The sequence below is a fragment of the Crocinitomix catalasitica ATCC 23190 genome, assembly GCF_000621625.1.
In the GTDB taxonomy this organism is placed as follows: Bacteria; Bacteroidota; Bacteroidia; order Flavobacteriales_D; family Crocinitomicaceae; genus Crocinitomix; species Crocinitomix catalasitica.
Genome location: NZ_JHXV01000040.1, coordinates 15960 through 34619 on the forward strand (window position 1 = coordinate 15960; position 18660 = coordinate 34619).

General features: G+C 36.6%; 10 protein-coding genes. 5 read left to right on the forward strand and 5 right to left on the reverse strand.

What is annotated here, in order from left to right; all coding sequences use genetic code 11:
* The first annotated feature begins 179 nt into the window (after nucleotides 1–179).
* A complete protein-coding gene (gene dprA / locus T367_RS0117330) occupies nucleotides 180–1268 on the forward strand; it encodes a DNA-processing protein DprA (protein ID WP_027420983.1) in 1089 nt (362 codons plus the stop codon).
* An 86-nt stretch (nucleotides 1269–1354) separates the two neighbouring features.
* On the opposite strand, the gene T367_RS0117335 is transcribed toward dprA, so the two are convergent.
* The 5 genes from T367_RS0117335 to T367_RS0117355 all read right to left on the reverse strand — a co-directional run bounded on the left by T367_RS0117335 (nucleotide 1355) and on the right by T367_RS0117355 (nucleotide 11216).
* Nucleotides 1355–1909 carry an REP-associated tyrosine transposase gene (locus T367_RS0117335; RefSeq protein WP_027420984.1) on the reverse strand — a complete coding sequence of 185 codons (555 nt, stop codon included), beginning with the start codon at nucleotides 1907–1909 and terminating at the stop codon, nucleotides 1355–1357.
* Nucleotides 1910–2494: 585 nt separating this feature from the next.
* Nucleotides 2495–3760, reverse strand: a complete 1266-nt coding sequence (odhB, locus tag T367_RS0117340) for a 2-oxoglutarate dehydrogenase complex dihydrolipoyllysine-residue succinyltransferase (RefSeq protein ID WP_027420985.1) — start codon at nucleotides 3758–3760, stop codon at nucleotides 2495–2497.
* Nucleotides 3761–3778: 18 nt separating this feature from the next.
* Nucleotides 3779–6511 carry a 2-oxoglutarate dehydrogenase E1 component gene (locus T367_RS0117345; protein WP_027420986.1) on the reverse strand — a complete coding sequence of 911 codons (2733 nt, stop codon included), beginning with the start codon at nucleotides 6509–6511 and terminating at the stop codon, nucleotides 3779–3781.
* Nucleotides 6512–6616: 105 nt separating this feature from the next.
* Nucleotides 6617–6961, reverse strand: a complete 345-nt coding sequence (locus tag T367_RS0117350) for a hypothetical protein (RefSeq protein ID WP_027420987.1) — start codon at nucleotides 6959–6961, stop codon at nucleotides 6617–6619.
* A 10-nt stretch (nucleotides 6962–6971) separates the two neighbouring features.
* Nucleotides 6972–11216 carry a T9SS type B sorting domain-containing protein gene (locus T367_RS0117355; protein WP_027420988.1) on the reverse strand — a complete coding sequence of 1415 codons (4245 nt, stop codon included), beginning with the start codon at nucleotides 11214–11216 and terminating at the stop codon, nucleotides 6972–6974.
* A gap of 195 nt (nucleotides 11217–11411) precedes the next feature.
* On the opposite strand from T367_RS0117355, the gene T367_RS0117360 reads away from it, so the two are divergent.
* From T367_RS0117360 to T367_RS24235, 4 genes are all read left to right on the forward strand, one after another.
* A complete protein-coding gene (locus T367_RS0117360) occupies nucleotides 11412–12680 on the forward strand; it encodes an aspartate kinase (RefSeq protein ID WP_027420989.1) in 1269 nt (422 codons plus the stop codon).
* Between the two features lie 128 nt (nucleotides 12681–12808).
* Nucleotides 12809–15817, forward strand: a complete 3009-nt coding sequence (locus T367_RS22925) for a DNA polymerase III subunit alpha (RefSeq protein WP_051568644.1) — start codon at nucleotides 12809–12811, stop codon at nucleotides 15815–15817.
* 6 nt (nucleotides 15818–15823) lie between these two features.
* Nucleotides 15824–17032: a DNA polymerase IV gene (gene dinB / locus T367_RS0117370; RefSeq protein WP_027420990.1), complete on the forward strand. Its 1209-nt coding sequence runs from the start codon at nucleotides 15824–15826 to the stop codon at nucleotides 17030–17032.
* Between the two features lie 131 nt (nucleotides 17033–17163).
* The gene (locus tag T367_RS24235; RefSeq protein WP_051568645.1) at nucleotides 17164–18624 is read left to right on the forward strand and encodes a glycine-rich protein; all 1461 of its coding nucleotides are present in this window, start codon (nucleotides 17164–17166) and stop codon (nucleotides 18622–18624) included.
* Nucleotides 18625–18660: the final 36 nt, after the last annotated feature.

Below are 18660 nucleotides of genomic sequence, written 5' to 3' on the forward strand. Positions count from 1 at the left end.
GATCTACTCAAAAGTACGAATTATTCTCGAAAAAAATCATGCCAAAATTATATTATTCAATAACCATGCTGAATAGAAAGACATTACACGTTGAATTAATATAATTCAGGCAAAGAATAAATGTAAAATTTTTAATCATTCTTTGATTATATTCTAATCAAAATTTATATTTTTGGGATGTGGAAGAAGGAAAATACAAAATTGCATTGAGCCTATTACAGAATATAGGTCCTATTAAGGCGAAAACAATGGTTGCATATTGTGGAGGGATTGAAGCCGTATTTAAGGAATCGAAAAATGCGTTAGCAAAGATAGATGGTATAGGCACAATTGCTGTGCGTGAACTAAATCGATCAGCGGCACTAGCACGTGCGGAAGAAGAAATGAATTTCGTGGTAAAAAACGGCATTACTTACAATTCGTATCTTGACGACGGTTACCCTGCTAAATTAAAATTCTGCGAAGACGGACCATTAATCCTATTCAGTAAAGGGCATGTCGACTTTAACAAACAAAATATAGCTGTTGTTGGCACGCGTAAGGCGACACCTTATGGCAAAACTATCACAGACCAACTCATTAAAGACCTCGTTCCGCACGAAGTTCAAATCGTTAGTGGATTGGCTCACGGAATCGATAAAGCAGCGCATGAGGCGGCATTAAGGTATGATTTGCCAACAATTGCCGTATTGGGGCATGGGTTGGATTTAATTTATCCCGCTGCACATAGAGATTTAGCGAAAACTATTCTAGAAAAAGGTGGATTGGTTACTGAATTCATCAGTCATACACCAGGTGATCCATCCAATTTTCCAAAACGCAATCGAATAGTTGCCGGTCTTTCGACAGCGACAGTAGTGATTGAAAGTGCTTTATCTGGAGGTTCTTTAATCACAGCCAATTTAGCGATAGATTATAACCGCGATGTATTTGCTTTCCCCGGCAATGTCAACAATCCATATTCGCAAGGATGCAATCAATTGATTCGACAAGAAAAAGCACATATGATTACTTGTGCAGAGGACATGATAGAGACCTTAGGCTGGGACTTAAATCCGTCTAATTTCAGTACACAGCAAGAGTTATTTCAAGAGTTAAGTCCAATCGAATCGAAGATCATGGCGATATTGCAAGAAAATAATGGCGCTACAATTGATGTTATTTCAAACGACACGAAGATTCCTTTAAGCGAATTATCATTACACCTATTCAATTTAGAGATGAAGGGGAGTATTAAGTCTTTACCCGGACAACGTTTTTCTCTATAAAAAAAAGGGGCATCAATGAATTGACACCCCTTTTGAATATTTATATTTAAGGCTCCCGCGCGATTGTATCGCGTGGTTATTGGAATTTAAATAGCAACAACAATGTTATCCAATAAACCTCTCTCTCCTGAATAATCTTTTGCACTACTATAAGCATAATCTTCAGGCCTAAACACTAAACCCGATTCAACCGGATTGTAATGAATATAATTTATCTTTTCTGTGATAACTTTATTACTGAAAACTTCAATTGGATTATTATCGTGTTGCCAAAATTGATACATATTTACATTCGAAGATTTTGTACCAGCTAACAGAAACCGTTCTAATAAATATTTCTTCCTATTCTCTGCAGGATTTTCAATTATTGACCTCACTATTTTTTTACTTGTAAACTTTTTAAAGTCCCCAAGTATCTGTTCTGGTTTCTCATCACCTATACTCCTAAAAATTAAATGAACATGATTGGTCATAATGCACCAAGCATATATTTCCATGTTTTTTTCTTTTTGACAATATCTTAAACTATCTAATAAAATATTTTTATAGACATTTTTTTTAAAAACTTCTAACCACTCAATTACGGAAAAGCTCACAAAATAGGCTGCCTCTGGATTATGGAATTTATAATTTCTGCTCATTTGAAACCTAATAACATAATCAAGATACAAATTTAATTTAGCAAGCCACGCGATACAATCGCGCGGCAGCGAATAAAATAAACTTTACCTGGACAACGATTTTCGCTATAAAAAAAGAGGCATCAATAAATTGACACCCCTTTTGAATATTTATATTTGATTGGTTTACAATCCTAACAATACTTGAATAGGATCTTTACCTCCAAAAATCATTCTCATATTAGGCTCCCGCGCGTTCAAATAGTCATCGGGAGTAAGTGTGATTATAGGGTTTAAATAGCAGCAAGCCACGCGATACAATCGCGCGGCAGCGAATAAAATAATCTTTACCCGGACAACGTTTTTCTCTATAAAAAAAGGGGCATCAACAAATTGACACCCCTTTTGAATATTTATATTTAAGGCTCCCGCGCGTTCAAATAGTCATCGGAAGTAAGTGTGATTATAGGAATTTAATTGAGCAAGCCAAGCGATACAATCACGCGGCAGCGAATAAAATAAACTTTACCTAGACAACGATTTTCTTTATAAAAAAAGGGGCATCAATGAATTGACACCCCTTTTGAATATTTATGTTTGATTGGTTTACAATCCTAACAATACTTGAATAGGATCTTTACCTCCAAAAATCATTCTCTCTGGATTTTCTAGCATCTCTTTAACCTTCACTAAGAAGCTTACAGATTCCTTACCATCAATAATTCTATGATCATAAGATAACGCCAAATACATAATTGGTCTTACAACAATCTCACCATCTACAACAACTGCTCTTTCAACGATATTATGCATACCTAAAATTGCAGATTGTGGAGGATTGATAATCGGCGTTGATAACATTGAACCGAATACACCACCATTGGTAATTGTAAATGTACCACCCGTCATTTCGTCTGGAGAGATTTTACCATCTCTAGCACGAATTGCCAAACGCTTAATTTCCTTTTCAATTTCAGCCAATGTCATTTGTTCTGCATTCCGCACAACAGGCACCATTAAACCTTTCGGAGAAGAAACTGCAATACCTATATCAGCATAGTTATGCATGATCATTTCTTTACCAGAAATCTGTGCATTTACAGCAGGATAGATATTCAACGCTTCAGTTACCGCTTTAGTAAAGAAAGACATAAAGCCCAAATTCACTTCGTGGTGATCAGCAAATAATGCTTTATATTTTTTACGTAAATCCATGATCGGCTTCATGTCAATTTCGTTGAACGTTGTCAACATTGCCGTTTCATTCTTCACTGCTACAAGTCGCTCAGCAACTTTTCTACGTAGCATTGACATTTTCTTCAATTCAGTATCTCTTGTACCACCCCAACCAGCAGTATCGTTGGCACTAAACCCAGCGGCCATTGCAGCAACGACATCTTGTTTTGTGATACGACCATCTTTACCCGTACCATCAATTTGGTTGGCTTTGATTCCATTCTCATCCATTGCTTTTTTAGCAGAGATAGAAGGATGACCAGCGGCATAAGAACCTGCTTTAGGTGCAGCTTTAGTTTCTTTAGCAGCAGGTGCAGGATTAGGACTTGGCGCAACCTCAGCAGCCTTAGGCGCTTCAACAACAGCAGGACTATCCACTTGACCAGCAGGTTTAGCTGCAGAAGTATCAATTAAACAAACTACAGCGCCTACAGCAACTGCATCGCCTTCCTCAGCTTTTAAAGTAATTGTACCAGAAGCTTCAGCCGGTAATTCTAAAGTTGCTTTATCAGAATCAACTTCGGCAATTGCCTGATCCTTTTCAACATAATCCCCGTCTTCAACTAACCAAGTTGCTATTTCAACTTCAGATATTGATTCGCCCGGAGAAGGCACTTTCATTTCTAATACAGACATTTTCTGTTCTATTTAGGTTTAATGTTTTGTAATTGTATCGAATAGTCTCTCAAAAAGAGATACTAATCTTCGTTTATGTAATACACTTGATCCACAAGCCGGAGCTGCAGAAGAGTATCTTGAAACTAATTTTAAATCGTATCCTTTTAAATTTAATTTAATAAATGCCCAAGCACCCATATTTTCTGGCTCTTCTTGTGCCCAAACGTGTTGTTTAACATTAGGATAAGTTTTTAACACTTTAGCCAATTGCGTTTCAGGTAAAGGATATAATTGTTCTAATCTAATGAAAGCAGCATTTGTAACACCTTTTTCTTCAGCAGCCTCTACTGCTTCGTAATAGAACTTACCTGAACACAATACAATTGTGTCAATTTTAGTTTTATCCGATATCTTATCATCCATTACCTCTTGGAAACCTCCCTTAGACATATCTTCTAAAGTTGAAACCGCTTTTGGATGACGTAATAACATTTTAGGAGAAAAACAAATCAATGGTTTTCTAAAATCTCTATGTAATTGTCTACGTAAAAGATGGAATTGATTAGCAGGCGTAGAAGCATTACAAATTTGCCAGTTTAAATCTGCTGAAGATTGTAAAAACCTTTCCATTCTGCCACTTGAATGCTCACCACCTTGACCTTCATAACCATGAGGTAGCAACATCACCAATCCTGATTGCGTATACCATTTATCTTCACCAGAAGAAATAAACTGATCCACCATTATCTGTGCACCATTGTAGAAGTCACCAAATTGTGCTTCCCATATTGTTAATCCTTTTGGTGTCGCTATTGAATAACCATACTCAAAACCTAAAACACCATATTCAGATAATAATGAATTGTAAATTGAGAATTTAGCTTGTTTATCAGACAACAAATTTAGCGTAGTTATTTCCGTTTCATTGTCTACAGTTTTAACAACGGCATGACGATGAGAGAAAGTACCACGTTCAACATCTTGACCTGAAATTCGAACTGGGTGACCTTCGTCCAATAATGTCGCATAAGCCAACATTTCAGCCGTCCCCCAATCCATTTGATCTTTCTTAACTTGGTCAAGACGATCATTTAATATTTTTTCTGTTTTACGGAAATACTTATGTTCTGCAGGTAATGTTGCCATTTTTTGACCTAGCTCACTTAATTTTGCTTTTGCTACACCCGTATTTGGTGATTTTTCAAAATCTTTATCTGTACCATGTCTAAATCCACTCCACTCATGCTCAACAAAATCTAAAACATCCGTTGTTTCTTGATTTTTCGATCTTTCATAAGCTTCATCAACTTTATCTGAATAATCAACAATTGATTGCACGCCTTCTTCTTTGGTCATTACACCTTCAGCGATCAATTGATTTAAATAAATTTCACGAACACTTGCATGTTTTGAAATTGCAGTATACAGTTTAGGCTGTGTAAACTTAGGTTCATCACCTTCGTTATGCCCATATTTTCTATAACCTAATAGGTCAATAAAAACATCTTTATGAAATTGCTGACGATATGCTGTAGCAATTTGAATTGTTTGAATTACAGCTTCAATATCATCGCCATTTACGTGGAATACTGGACACATCGTAACCTTTGCAACATCCGTACAATAAGTTGATGATCTACCATCTAAATAATTCGTTGTAAAGCCAACTTGATTATTCACAACAATATGAATGGTACCACCAGTACTATAACCATCTAAATGTGCCATTTGCACAACCTCATAAACAATTCCTTGTCCTGCAATTGCGGCATCACCATGAATTACGATTGGCACAACTGCAGCTTGGTCATGGTAAAGATCATCTATTTTAGAACGAACTAAACCGCCTACAACTGGAGCAACCGCTTCAAGATGCGATGGGTTAGGCGCCAATGTTAATTTAACTTCATGCCCATTTGTAGTTTTTACTTTATTCGTAAAACCTAAGTGATATTTCACATCACCGTCAAACGATTCATCATTTTTATAAGCTTTTCCATCAAATTCATTAAAAATAGATTCGAAAGATTTGCCCATAATATTTACAAGCGTATTCAAACGACCACGGTGAGCCATTCCAATCACAAATTCTTTTGCACCTAGCTCAGATCCTTTTTGAATCAAAGCATCCAAACAAGGAATTAACGCTTCCCCACCTTCCAGTGAAAATCGTTTTTGACCAACATATTTTTTGTGCAAAAATTGCTCAAAAGCTGTTGCACTATTTAATTTACTAAATATTTCTTTTTTATTCTCAATCGAATAAGAAGGACGATTACTTAATTCGATGCGTTCTCTTAACCAATCTAAACGCTCAGAAGTACGAATAAATGCATATTCAATCCCAATTGAATCGCAATAAGTCGCTTCTAAATGTTTGATTATGTCGCGCAAAGATGCTGCTCCGATGCCCACTTGAATTCCAGCTTGGAAAACAATATCAAGATCTGCATCTGAAAGATCATAATGAGACAAAGCAAGGTCTGGCGTATATTGACGACGCTCACGAACAGGATTTGTTTTAGTGAACAAATGCCCTCTAAATCTATAATCTTCGATTAAGTTTAATACTCTAAATTCTTTTTGATAATTCTCCGGAATTGTGGCTGATCCTTTACTTTCGACATCAAAATTAGTTTCTGCGAATTCAATACCTTCAAAAAAACGAGCCCATTCAATATCTACATCAGCTGGGTTATTCTTGTATTTCTTGTAAAGATCGTCAATGGCATTGACATCACCATTTCCGACAAATGTAAATTTGTCCATTATATTTATTGAGTTACTAGTATAGTTACAAATGTAAAAATTATATAAACATCAATAATTATTTAGCCGATTAATTATAGCCAATTTAAAGCAAAATTCACATTTTTATTTGTAAGACCATCTTAAATAAACTTTTTGAGCACTCCGTTCGATAATTAAATATGCGATTTTACTAAAATCATCTGCTTGTAATGCATTATTGAATTTTCTTTCATTCAAATCGATCCGATAAATAGATTGTAATAGCGCTGAATAATTAAATTCTCGAAGAATTATCTCCAATTGACTTACTAAATCTTTCAAAACAACACCACCATTTACGTCCAAAACGGTTGTAAATGGTGGTAATTCGTATGCAAAATCTTTATTTATCTGAGCAATTGTTTCTGCTACAAACTTTTCCTTATCAAAAAGATCGACCAATTGATACTCAGAATTAGTTGGTAACATCAAGGTCGTTTTATTTAACTAGATGAATTGTTCCTTGACCGCTAAAGGGATCCGAATTATCAGCTTTCCCTTCGTAATTATAGAAATAAACACCAGCTTTACAATCTGCTCCGCTTCCTGTTTTTCCATCCCAACTATCGTTAATATCATTCATCTCATACATTGTTATTCCCCATCGGTTAACAATTACACATTTAAATTCAGCGACTGCATCAGAACGGAATTCAAATGAAAAGTAATCATTTACACCATCACCATCAGGTGTAAACACATTCACTTCATTAAAGACAAGTGGGTCATAAATATTTACAATTTTACAAAGCGTATCCTTACATCCATTTTTATTAATAGCGACAAGACAAACGTCGTAGTCATTACCGATACCGTAAGTCGTATCAAAAGTTTCGAAGTAATCTTTACTTAAAATACCATCTCTATTATCAAAATCGAAATGCCAAAAGAACGTTGTATCAGCAAAAGGGTTTTTAGGATTTGCAAAATTTAAAGATTGGTTTACAAAATGAACGCTAACTGGAGCTGTTCCTTTATAATTCTCTGTAAACTCATCAGAAGTCATTATGAAATCAGCAATTGGATTTAGAGAATCTAATCTTACTTGGCGATTCAAAACACAACCATTATTATCGACAACAGTTAATTGATAATTCCCAGGATTAAGACCACCCCAAGTAGAGTTGATCGTATTTGATTCATCATCTAAATTATCCCAATAATACGTATAATCCGGTGTTCCTCCAGCTGCTGCTGCATACAACTCACCGTTCCCATTTTGGTAACCAAACAATCTACAATATGCAGGATGCTGTCCGAATTCGACCATTCTAATAGAATCTGGTTGTGTAATTTCGAAGTTAAAAGTATTTGAACATCCATTATCATCATTAATTGTAACCGTATATTCTCCAGCAGTTAAAAAACGAGAAGAATCAGCGCCTTTACCATTTACACCTGTTGGATTTGGCGCCCATATATATGTAATATCATCATAGCTACCTGAAAAATTATACACATCTGTCACAACTGCTAAACCAGTATTGTAACCATAACATTTAGGATTTACAGTTGAAATATCAATATCTAATTGATCCGGTTCAGTTAAGGTTACCGTTCCACTTATTGTACAACCATTTTCGTCAGTTACAGTACTAAAATACGTCCCTTCACCTAAACCATTTGCTGTATTAGAATTCCCAACATTTAAGAGTTCGCCATCCGCATTTCTAATTTCAAAGATATTACCACCGTTTCCGCCTTCCGACTGAATAGTAACAGATCCATCAGTAAAACCAAAACATGAAGGATCGTTATAAATAAAATCAATTGTTAATTCTTCCGGTTCGAAAATCGTAAATGCCCTTGACCAAGCACAACCTTCTTCGTCAGTTACTGTCACAGTCCATCTTCCTCCAAATAAATTATCAATGTCATCCGATCCGCCATCAGGAATCCCACCATTTGTATCAAAAGGACCCGCAATAGTTGACCATTGAACAGAAAAAGGTGGTAAAATTCCTCCAGTTATATTTTCAACAAAAGCACCACCATCGCCTGATCCAAAACAAGTCACATCGCGTAAGCTATCTAAATTAAAATCAGCAAAAACCTCATTATCACCAAGACCAACAAAAATTGCAGTATCTAAAGTACAACCATCTTCGTCCGTTACATTTATTAGATAGTATATACCCCCAGTTAGATCTGGGAAATAATTATCACCTGTTGGACCCACGACATCTCCATCACCACTCAAAGTATAAATCCAACTTGGATCATCTGGCATGACAGTAATTGAACCTAATAAACCAGGTTGTCCTGGACAAACTTCAGCTTCTACTACATCAAACGATTCCACATCTACAGTACCGATTTCTACTTTTACAGAATCTGTTACCGCATGACACTCATCTTCAATTGTTAAATAATACCAAGTGGTTACATCAGGCGAAACAGTAATTCGATCTGTAGCACCTGGTATTGGTGACCAATCATAAGAGACTGCCCCAGTTTCACCATCTGGTGTACCAATAATCAATGCTTCTTGAGAAGGACAAATTGTAAATAGATCTTGGTTAAAATCTATCGTTGGACGAGGAGGTAAAATAATTTCATAATCAGAAGTGATGATATTATAATTATACTCACATTCTAATACCGGACTATCTTGTGTTCCTAAATCTTCTGCTGAAAATATTGCTGGAATCACATCCCCTGGTAGGCCAGCAAAACTTCCATCATCATTTAAAACGATGGCAATATCACCAATTAAAGATCCGCCTAACGAACTGATATCAATACCGAAAGTAAATGTTTCACATTGACCTTGATCTATATCCAAGTCGTACATTGCTGTTTGCAAATAAATTGCGCCTGCATCAACTGTAGGGTCGGAAGTATAAAATGAAACAGGAACAGGAATCGTTAAATCCGTTCCACCAGAATTACACATTTCCATATCAAAATAAACACTATCACAACCATTGGTTGCTTCATCATTAAATTCAAAAGTACTGTATACCAAATTCACTTTAGACCCTAAAAAGGTCATATTCAAGATTCTTTCGTAAGCAATTTTATCATTTTCAAGATGAACCCTAAAAGTATTAGGTGGAATAATTTCAAAATTTAAACGCTCATCATTATTGGGTAATTGCCCATAAATTGCGAGGTCAGTTATATCTACTAATGGATCAATTGGAATTTCTTGCCAAGCATATAATTGCTGTTCAGTAGCCGTCGTAATCGTCACAAAGAATCCAGTTGTTTCTTCCAAATCAAAATTCACCTCAGTGAAAGCATACATTTGATTCCCATTTGTTCGTTCAGTATTTGTAGGAGCTGGCCCTTCAAAATTTTCTACTCTAAAAGGAGCATATAAACCATTTGCTCTAATTTCTAGATAACCTCTTTTACTTCCTTGTGGAATTGTAAAATCAACATATCCAGGAACGCCAACACCATCATTCGTTCCACCAAAATCATATCCTATATCTGCAGGTCCACTATATGCGTTTTCTGTGATATAAAAACTTGAAGAATAAGGCTGATCAGAATATCTTAAAAATTCAACATAATAAATCTCATTAAAGTCACCACCATGCTCGTCACTTCTTGTCATAACCAATTGATCACCGACAATTTCTAAAGTCATATCACAAACTGCAATTTGATCTGGAGGCGTAGTATTGCCATCAAAATCACCTAAAAGGGTAGCATCACTCACAATAGAGAGCCCTGATGTTACATCGTAATCTGAAAACGAGAAAGTAGTCGCCATATCAGCAATATTACCGTTATTAACCGTCATATTTCCGGACGCTCTCATTGTTGACAAATCAATTATCATGTATTTAATTGACATTGCTTCCTCACGTGTATCTTGCACCAATACACCACTGTGCCCTCTTCTATTTTGGTTAATTCCAATGGCACGAATCTGAACAAAATCTGGAGCATCAGCACCTGTCAACATATCAATTGTTCTTGTCAAGTTAATTGGATCAGGACCAGCATCAAAATAAGTAGGATATTGAGATGGATCTGCACCAGGAATACTCGTCATACTTTGCGAATCAAAATTTCCGTAGAAAATTGAATAATAAGAAACATCGATATCCAATTCAGAACATCCTAAAATAAGATTTGTTCCGTCCGTATCAAAAACAAATTCAAAGTCTAATAATTCTGCAAAGTCATGTCCAACTCGTGTATAAGTATCAGTACCTGCAGCACTCATTGGCTGATCAACCCACGAATATCTTTTTGACTCGTGATTATTCACTTGATATTCTACCCAACCAGACGACGTTTCTAAATCTAAATCTAATTCGACACGTCCCCATATTATTCTTTCTTGCGCATGATTTAAATCGTTCACGCCCGTCATAAAATCTACTACCGCTTGCTGATAAACGCCTTGAATAATCACCGATGCTCTATTTGTAGAAGCTGGAATTGGAATGGTTACATCACTCACATCTCCACCAGCTTTAAATCCACCATCAGTACCAGTAATATCCGGATAATAACCAATCGGCAAACAGCTCCCTGGAAAAGAGAAAGCTGGACAATCCTCAAAACTATCAATACAGTCAGGATCTAGACAGTCAACCAAACCATCACCATCATCATCAATACCGTTGTCACAAATTTCATCTTGCGCGAAAAGGACAACACTGAACAGAGACAGGCATACCGTCAGGAATGTTTTATTTAGAAAAAATAAAGATAGTTTCATAATTCGTTAATTCAAAAGGTTATTAGGCTTGCTATTTGGCCCTAAATATACGTAACTATCATGAACTTTACAATGCTAGCAGAATTAAAGCTATTCTTCACAAAATCGTATTTTAATGTGATTTATTGGCGATTATTTCACTATTTGGCTCAAAATTTACTTTAAACCATTTATTTTCGTGCAAAGTTTTAATTCATGAAAGTTTTCAAATTTGGTGGCGCTTCTGTTAAGGACGCAATTTCAGTTAAAAACGTTGCAGACATCCTGTCAAAATTTAATCAAAACAATTTGATTGTGGTAGTTTCGGCTATGGGCAAGACAACCAACGCACTAGAAGAGGTTGTTGCAGCTCATTTTTCGGGAGACAAAGCATTGCTTCATCGCAATATTTCTAAAATAAATGCATACCATCAAGAAATAGTTGCAGATCTTTTTGATGGTCGCAAAAATGAAATATCGAATGAGTTGACAGAGATATTCGATCGTCTAAAACGGCATTGTGAAAAACCTGCTTCAGATAATTATCATTTTGAATACGATCAAATTATTTCGTTCGGTGAAATCGTATCTACTAAAATTATCACTGCTTATTTAGAAGATCAAAACTTTAAAGTAGATTGGATAGATGCTCGCAAAGTCATTCGAACAGACAGTCGTTGGCGAGAAGGACGTGTTGATTGGGACACCTCAACAAAATTGGTAAAAAATGCCTTAAACACAAGTTTCGAATCAGGAAAAACAATTGCTATAACACAAGGTTTTTTAGGTCATGACGAAGCCGGATTCACAACAACTTTAGGTCGTGAAGGCTCTGATTTTACCGCAGCAATTCTAGCATTCATTATGGATGCCGAAGATGTTACGATATGGAAGGATGTACCTGGAATGTTAAATGCCGATCCTAAATATTTTGAAAATACCGTTTTATTGGAGAAAATATCTTTTCGTGAAGCGATTGAGTTGGCCTATTTTGGAGCCTCTGTCATTCATCCAAAAACCATTCAACCGCTTAAAAGAAAAAGTATTCCTTTGTACATTAAATCGTTCATTCATCCGGATGAAAAAGGTTCGGTCATTCAAGAATCTAGTCAATATGACGATCATATCCCTTCTTTTATTTTTAAGTTAGATCAAATTCTAATCTCATTGACGCCTAAAGATTTTTCTTTTATTGTTGAAGAAAATTTAGAGAAAATTTTTGGTTATTTAAATCAAGAAAGTATTCGCATTAACCTGATGCAAAACTCTGCGGTGAGTTTCTCATTTTGTGTAGATGCATCTAAAATAGATTTAGAAAAATTCAAGGCCTTTTTCGGTGATGATTACCTCGTAAAATACAATGAAAAACTAGAGCTAGTTACGATTAGACACTACGACGAACCGACTATTAAAAGGGTAACCATAAACAAAGAAATTTTACTAGAACAAAAATCACAGCAGACTGCAAGAATGGTTATTGGATAATTATTTATTCGGCAACCCTTTGATAATGTATACTTACTAAAATAATTCCGAGAATCTCGTCAATTATTTTCATTTCTTGATTAGTTTTTAATAATTTTACGGTTAGAAATTAATCAAAAAACAATCACGTGTACATCAATTCGCACACCTACTATAGTTTGCGGTATGGGACTTTTAGCCCCAAAAAACTGCTCGAATTGGCTCATTTAAATGGGCTATCTACACTTGCATTGACTGATATCAATACTACTTCAGCTTGCCTTGACTTTATTCGATTGGCACCCCGATATAATATTAAGCCGATTATTGGTGTTGATTTTAGAGAAGGAATTGCACAGCGATTTATTGCGATAGCTAAAAACAATGATGGTTTTGAAGAGATTAATATTTACCTCTCTGCAATTTTACATGGCGACTGTTCGCTCGAAGATCCCCTGCCCGATTTTAAGGATGTTTTTATTATTTACCCCTTTAAAAAAGGAAAAGTATACGATTTAAAATCATACGAATTTGTAGGTATTTCTCCACGTGATTTGGATTATATTCGACTTAAAAAAATTGACTTTCAAAAGTTTGTTGTTTTACAAACCATTACATTCAGAACGAAAAGAGATTTTAATGCACATCGCCTGCTTAGAGCGATTGACAAGAATACACTTTTAAGTAAATTACCGATAAGTGAGCAAGCCGAATTTCACGATCAAATTGTTGCCCCAGATAAATTGCGTTATCTGTATACGGGATTTGAAACGATTGTAAAAAATACGAATGATTTACTCAATGCCTGTTCGATATTTTTTGATTTTTCAGACAAGGCAGAACCGCAGAATCAAAGTACCTATACAGGCGATGAAGAGGAAGATTTAGCCCTGATTCAAAAATTGTGTAAGCAAGGTATTGCATATCGTTACCCTAATCCTACCGCAGCCGTTTACGAGCGCATTGAAATGGAACTTAAAACGATCACCGAAATGGGATTTATCTCCTATTTTTTAATGAATTGGGACATTGTTTCTTATGCTAGATCGAAGGGATATTTCTACGTTGGTCGTGGCAGTGGTGCGAATAGTGTCATTGCTTACTTATTGCGCATCACCAATGTCGATCCTATTGAATTGGATTTATATTTCGAACGATTCATCAATCTTTACCGCACCAATCCACCCGATTTTGACATTGATTTTTCGTGGCAAGATCGGGATGATGTGACCAAATATATTTTTAACCGATTTGAGCATGTGGCTTTGGTGGCTACTTATAATACGTTTCAATACCGCGCAGTGATTCGAGAATTAGGGAAAGTTTTTGGATTACCTAAAACAGAGATTGATAAATTGAGTAGAGGATACCTTCAAAATACCGACAGTAATTATTTGGCATCATTGGTTTTAAAATACGGCAAATACATTGAAGGATTTCCGAGTCACCTTAGCATTCATTCCAGTGGAATTATCATATCAGAACAACCGATCAATTATTTTTCGGCTTGTTTCATGCCGCCTAAAGGATTTCCTACCATTCAGTTTGACATGCATATTTGTGAAGATGTAGGTTTATTTAAATTCGACATCCTCAGTCAACGTGGTTTGGGAAAAATAAAAGATGCCATTATCATTGCGCAAAAAAATGATCCTGATTTACCGCCTATAGACATTGATGATATTGCCGCTTTTAAAGAAGATGAAAAATTAAAAGAAATGTTGCGCACAGCCAATGCAATTGGCTGCTTTTATATTGAGTCGCCAGCTATGCGGATGCTTTTAAGAAAATTAGAGGTCGATAATTATTTGGGATTGGTAGCTGCCAGTTCTGTCATTCGGCCAGGTGTTGCCAAATCGGGAATGATGCAAGCCTATATTCAACGGTATCGCAATCCAGAAAAACGGAAAGAAGCCCATCCTATTTTACTAGAATTGATGCCAGAAACTTTTGGGGTAATGGTTTACCAGGAGGATGTAATAAAGGTGGCACATCTTTTTGCAGGATTAACATTGGGTGAGGCAGATAAAATGCGTCGTGGCATGTCTGGCAAATACCGTTCGAGAGAGGAATTCCAGCAAGTAAAAGCGCGTTTTTTCTCGAATTGTGCTGAAAAAGGTCATAATTATGCATTAACTGCTGAAATTTGGAGGCAAACTGAAAGTTTTGCAGGTTATGCTTTTGCCAAAGGTCACTCTGCGTCTTACGCTGTTGAAAGTTATCAAAGTTTGTATTTAAAAGCATATTTCCCCTTGGCGTATATGGTGGCAACCGTCAATAATTACGGCGGGTTTTATTCGACCGAATTATACATTTATGAGGCCCGAAAATTTGGCGGAATTGTTCATGCTCCTTGTCTCAATAACAGCGATTATTACACCTCTTTAAAGGGCAATGACATTTATATCGGTTTTCATTTACTACACAGTTTCTCGATTGAAGCTGCCAATAAATTATTGCGTGCGAGATTAGACGATGGTCCTTTTGAAGATTTTAATGACTTTACCGATCGCGTAAAAATCTCCTTAGAACAAATCACGATTCTCATTCGTATTGATGCTTTTAGGTTTACTGGAAAAAACAAACGTGCTTTAATGTGGGAAGCCCATTTTAAGGTTGCTAAAAAACCGATTGACACAGGCACGAAAGATCTATTTAGAATTGAGCAAAAAGATTATGCCATTCCAACCTTGGAGAACACTTGGCAAGAAGATGCTTTTGATCAAATTGAATTGTTGGGATTCCCATTATACAGTCCATTCAGTCTTTCAACAGCCGATGAAATCAAACCCATTTTGGTAAAAGACTTGGCTAAATACGAAGGCAAAAGAGTTTGGGTAAAAGGCTATTTAATTCATGCTAAGCGCACCAATACCAATAAGAATGAGAAGATGTTTTTCGGTACATTTTTAGACAAACAAGGCAACTGGTTAGACACCGTTCATTTTCCAGCTATTGCTGCCAAATACCCATTAAGAGGGAAAGGCATTTATAAGATAAGTGGCAAAGTGGTGATTGATTATGAATGTATATTAATTGAGGCCGATTATTCAGAAAAATTAGGTGTAATTGAAGATCCGCGCTATTCGAACACCGTATTAAACACACATGCTTACCCACCGCGGGAAGCACCCGAAACAAACAAAAAAATAGGGTAATCAAACATGGAACGCTCAATATTGCATATGGATTTGGACACATTTTTTGTGTCTTGCGAACGCCTCATCGACAGTCGCCTCAATGGTTTACCGGTACTTATTGGTGGAACCTCCGACCGCGGTGTTGTTGCATCCTGCTCGTACGAGGCGCGTAAATTCGGCATTCATTCAGCCATGCCTATGCGTATGGCCAAACAATTATGTCCCGAAGCAGTAGTTCTTCGCGGCAATTCAGGCACCTATACAAAATACTCCAAATTGGTAACCGAAATCATTAAAGAGGCGGTTCCTTTATATGAAAAATCGTCGATTGATGAGTTTTATATTGACCTTACAGGCATGGATCGTTTTTTTGGTTGTCAACAATTGGCATCTGAATTGCGCACCAAAATCATTCGCGAGACGGGTTTACCTATTTCATTAGGCTTGTCACTCAATAAAACGGTGTCTAAAATTGCAACTGGTGAGGCAAAACCCAATAATGAAATATCCGTTATTGGCGGAACAGAAAAGCCGTTCCTCGCTCCACTATCTGCGAAAAAAATTCCGATGGTAGGCGAAAAAACATACCGTTTATTATGTGATTTAGGCGTGAAACGCATTCAATCCATTCAAGAAATGCCCCTTGAATTGATGCAGCAAGTTTTTGGAAAAGCCGGTACAGATATTTGGAAAAAAGCAAATGGCATTGATCATAGTTTGGTTATTCCTTACCGCGAACGGAAATCAATCTCTACTGAAAGGACATTTAATAAGGATACCATTGATGTACAAAAACTAGAAGGACTTTTAACTGCTATGGCTGAAAACCTTGTTTTTCAATTGCGCCGCGGAAATAAATTAACGGCCTGTGTCACTGTTAAGATTCGATATTCAGATTTTCAAACTTACACTTTACAAAAAAAGATCTCTTATAGCGCATCCGACCATATCATTCTGCCAATTGTAATGGAATTGTACCGCAAATTATACAATCGGAGATTGATGGTTCGTTTAATTGGCGTACGATTTAGTCATCTGGTTTCAGGAGGTCATCAAATCAATTTATTTGAAGACCCCAATACGATTAAGCTCTACCAAGCCATGGATTATATTCGCGAACGTTACGGCGATCGTTCTATTATGCGGGCTTCAGGCTTTGACGCTAAAAGTATCAGCAGATGGAACCCATTTAATGGAGAACCTCCTCCATTGTTACCAAATAGGCGACAGTAGTTTTAGTAAAAAAGAGCATAAAAATCTATTAATCTGACCAATAAAATGCTGTTTATAAAGAAAAAAAGGCATTCGTAAAGGATATAAGGATCAAGCATTGTGAAAATATAAATTCGTAAAAAAAATTTATTATGCTAAAAAACTACTTTAAACAAATCTTCATTCTTGGAGGATTAGTTCTTGCAGGGTTCACTGCAAGCTCACAAGTAACAACTTTCGAATATACAGGTGAAAGTGAAACATATGAAGTACCTGCAGGCGTTAGATTATTACATATGGAACTATCTGGTGCAGCCGGATACGGAAATTTAGGATATGGCGGCACAGTTGAAGCTTATATGGAAGTCACACCAGGAGCAACACTTAATATTTTTGTAGGTGGAGCAGGAACAGCAACAACAGGCGGTTATAATGGAGGTGGCGAGCCAGGTTTCGAAAGTGATTTCGGCGGTGGCGGTGGAGCCTCAGACATCCGCATAGGAGGTATAGAATTAACAGACAGAATTATAGTTGCTGGTGGCGGCGGCGGCTCAGGAAGTAACTGCGGTTTATGGTCAGCAGAAGGCGGACACGGCGGCGGGTTAATTGGAGAAAGTGCATGTTTATACTCATGTAGTGACTGTCAATACACAGGAGCGGGAGGTAGTCAAGTTGCTGGTGGAATAGCTGGTCCAACTGAACATGCAAGCTGTAGTGGAAATAGTAATGGAACACTTGGAAACGGAGGATCAAACAATATAGCAGGATACGGAACCGGTGGTGGCGGCGGATACTATGGCGGTGGCTCAGGTTGCTACGAAGGCGCCGGTGGTGGAAGTAGTTATACTCATCCAGATGCGATGAGTGTAGTACACACAGTAGGCACTACAAATGGTAACGGGCAAGTTATTATCACAGTTGCTTGCGAACCACTTACTGTGACAGTATCTGCAGCAACTATTTGTTTAGGAGAATCTTTAACATTAGATGCAAGAGGAAGCGGTACACTTACTTGGGATGCAGGTATTGAAAATAATATTGCTTTTACACCAACAGAAGCCGGTATTTTCACATATAACGTTAGTAGTGATGATATAGAAGAATGTGGCGTTGCCGTTGAAATAGAAATATTGGATGCCCCATCAATAGCATCTGAAATCACACACGAAGATGCAGGTGGAGATGGCGCAATAGACATTACAGTATCAGGTGGTACAACGCCTTATACTTTTGATTGGGACAATGATGGTACAGGTGATTTTGACGACACTGAAGATTTAACAGGATTAACAAATGGAATATATATAATTGTTGTTAAAGATAATAATGAATGTGAAGCAAGCGAATCAATTGAACTCGTTAAACATACAGGCGTATTTGAAAATGAAACATCACCATTCTCTATATACCCTAATCCAACAACGAATGTATTCACAATTGCTACAGAAGGTCACTTTTCGTATCAAGTAATCGGCATTAATGGTGATATCATGCTTAACGGAACAGGAATAGATAAAGCTGAAGTAAGTTTAAGCGAATTCGCCAAAGGTGTTTATTTCGTAAAACTTAAAACAAATGACAAAACACATATTCTAGAAATTGTAAAGAAATAAATTTTCTCATTATAAGAAAAGGCTGGCATTTTTTGT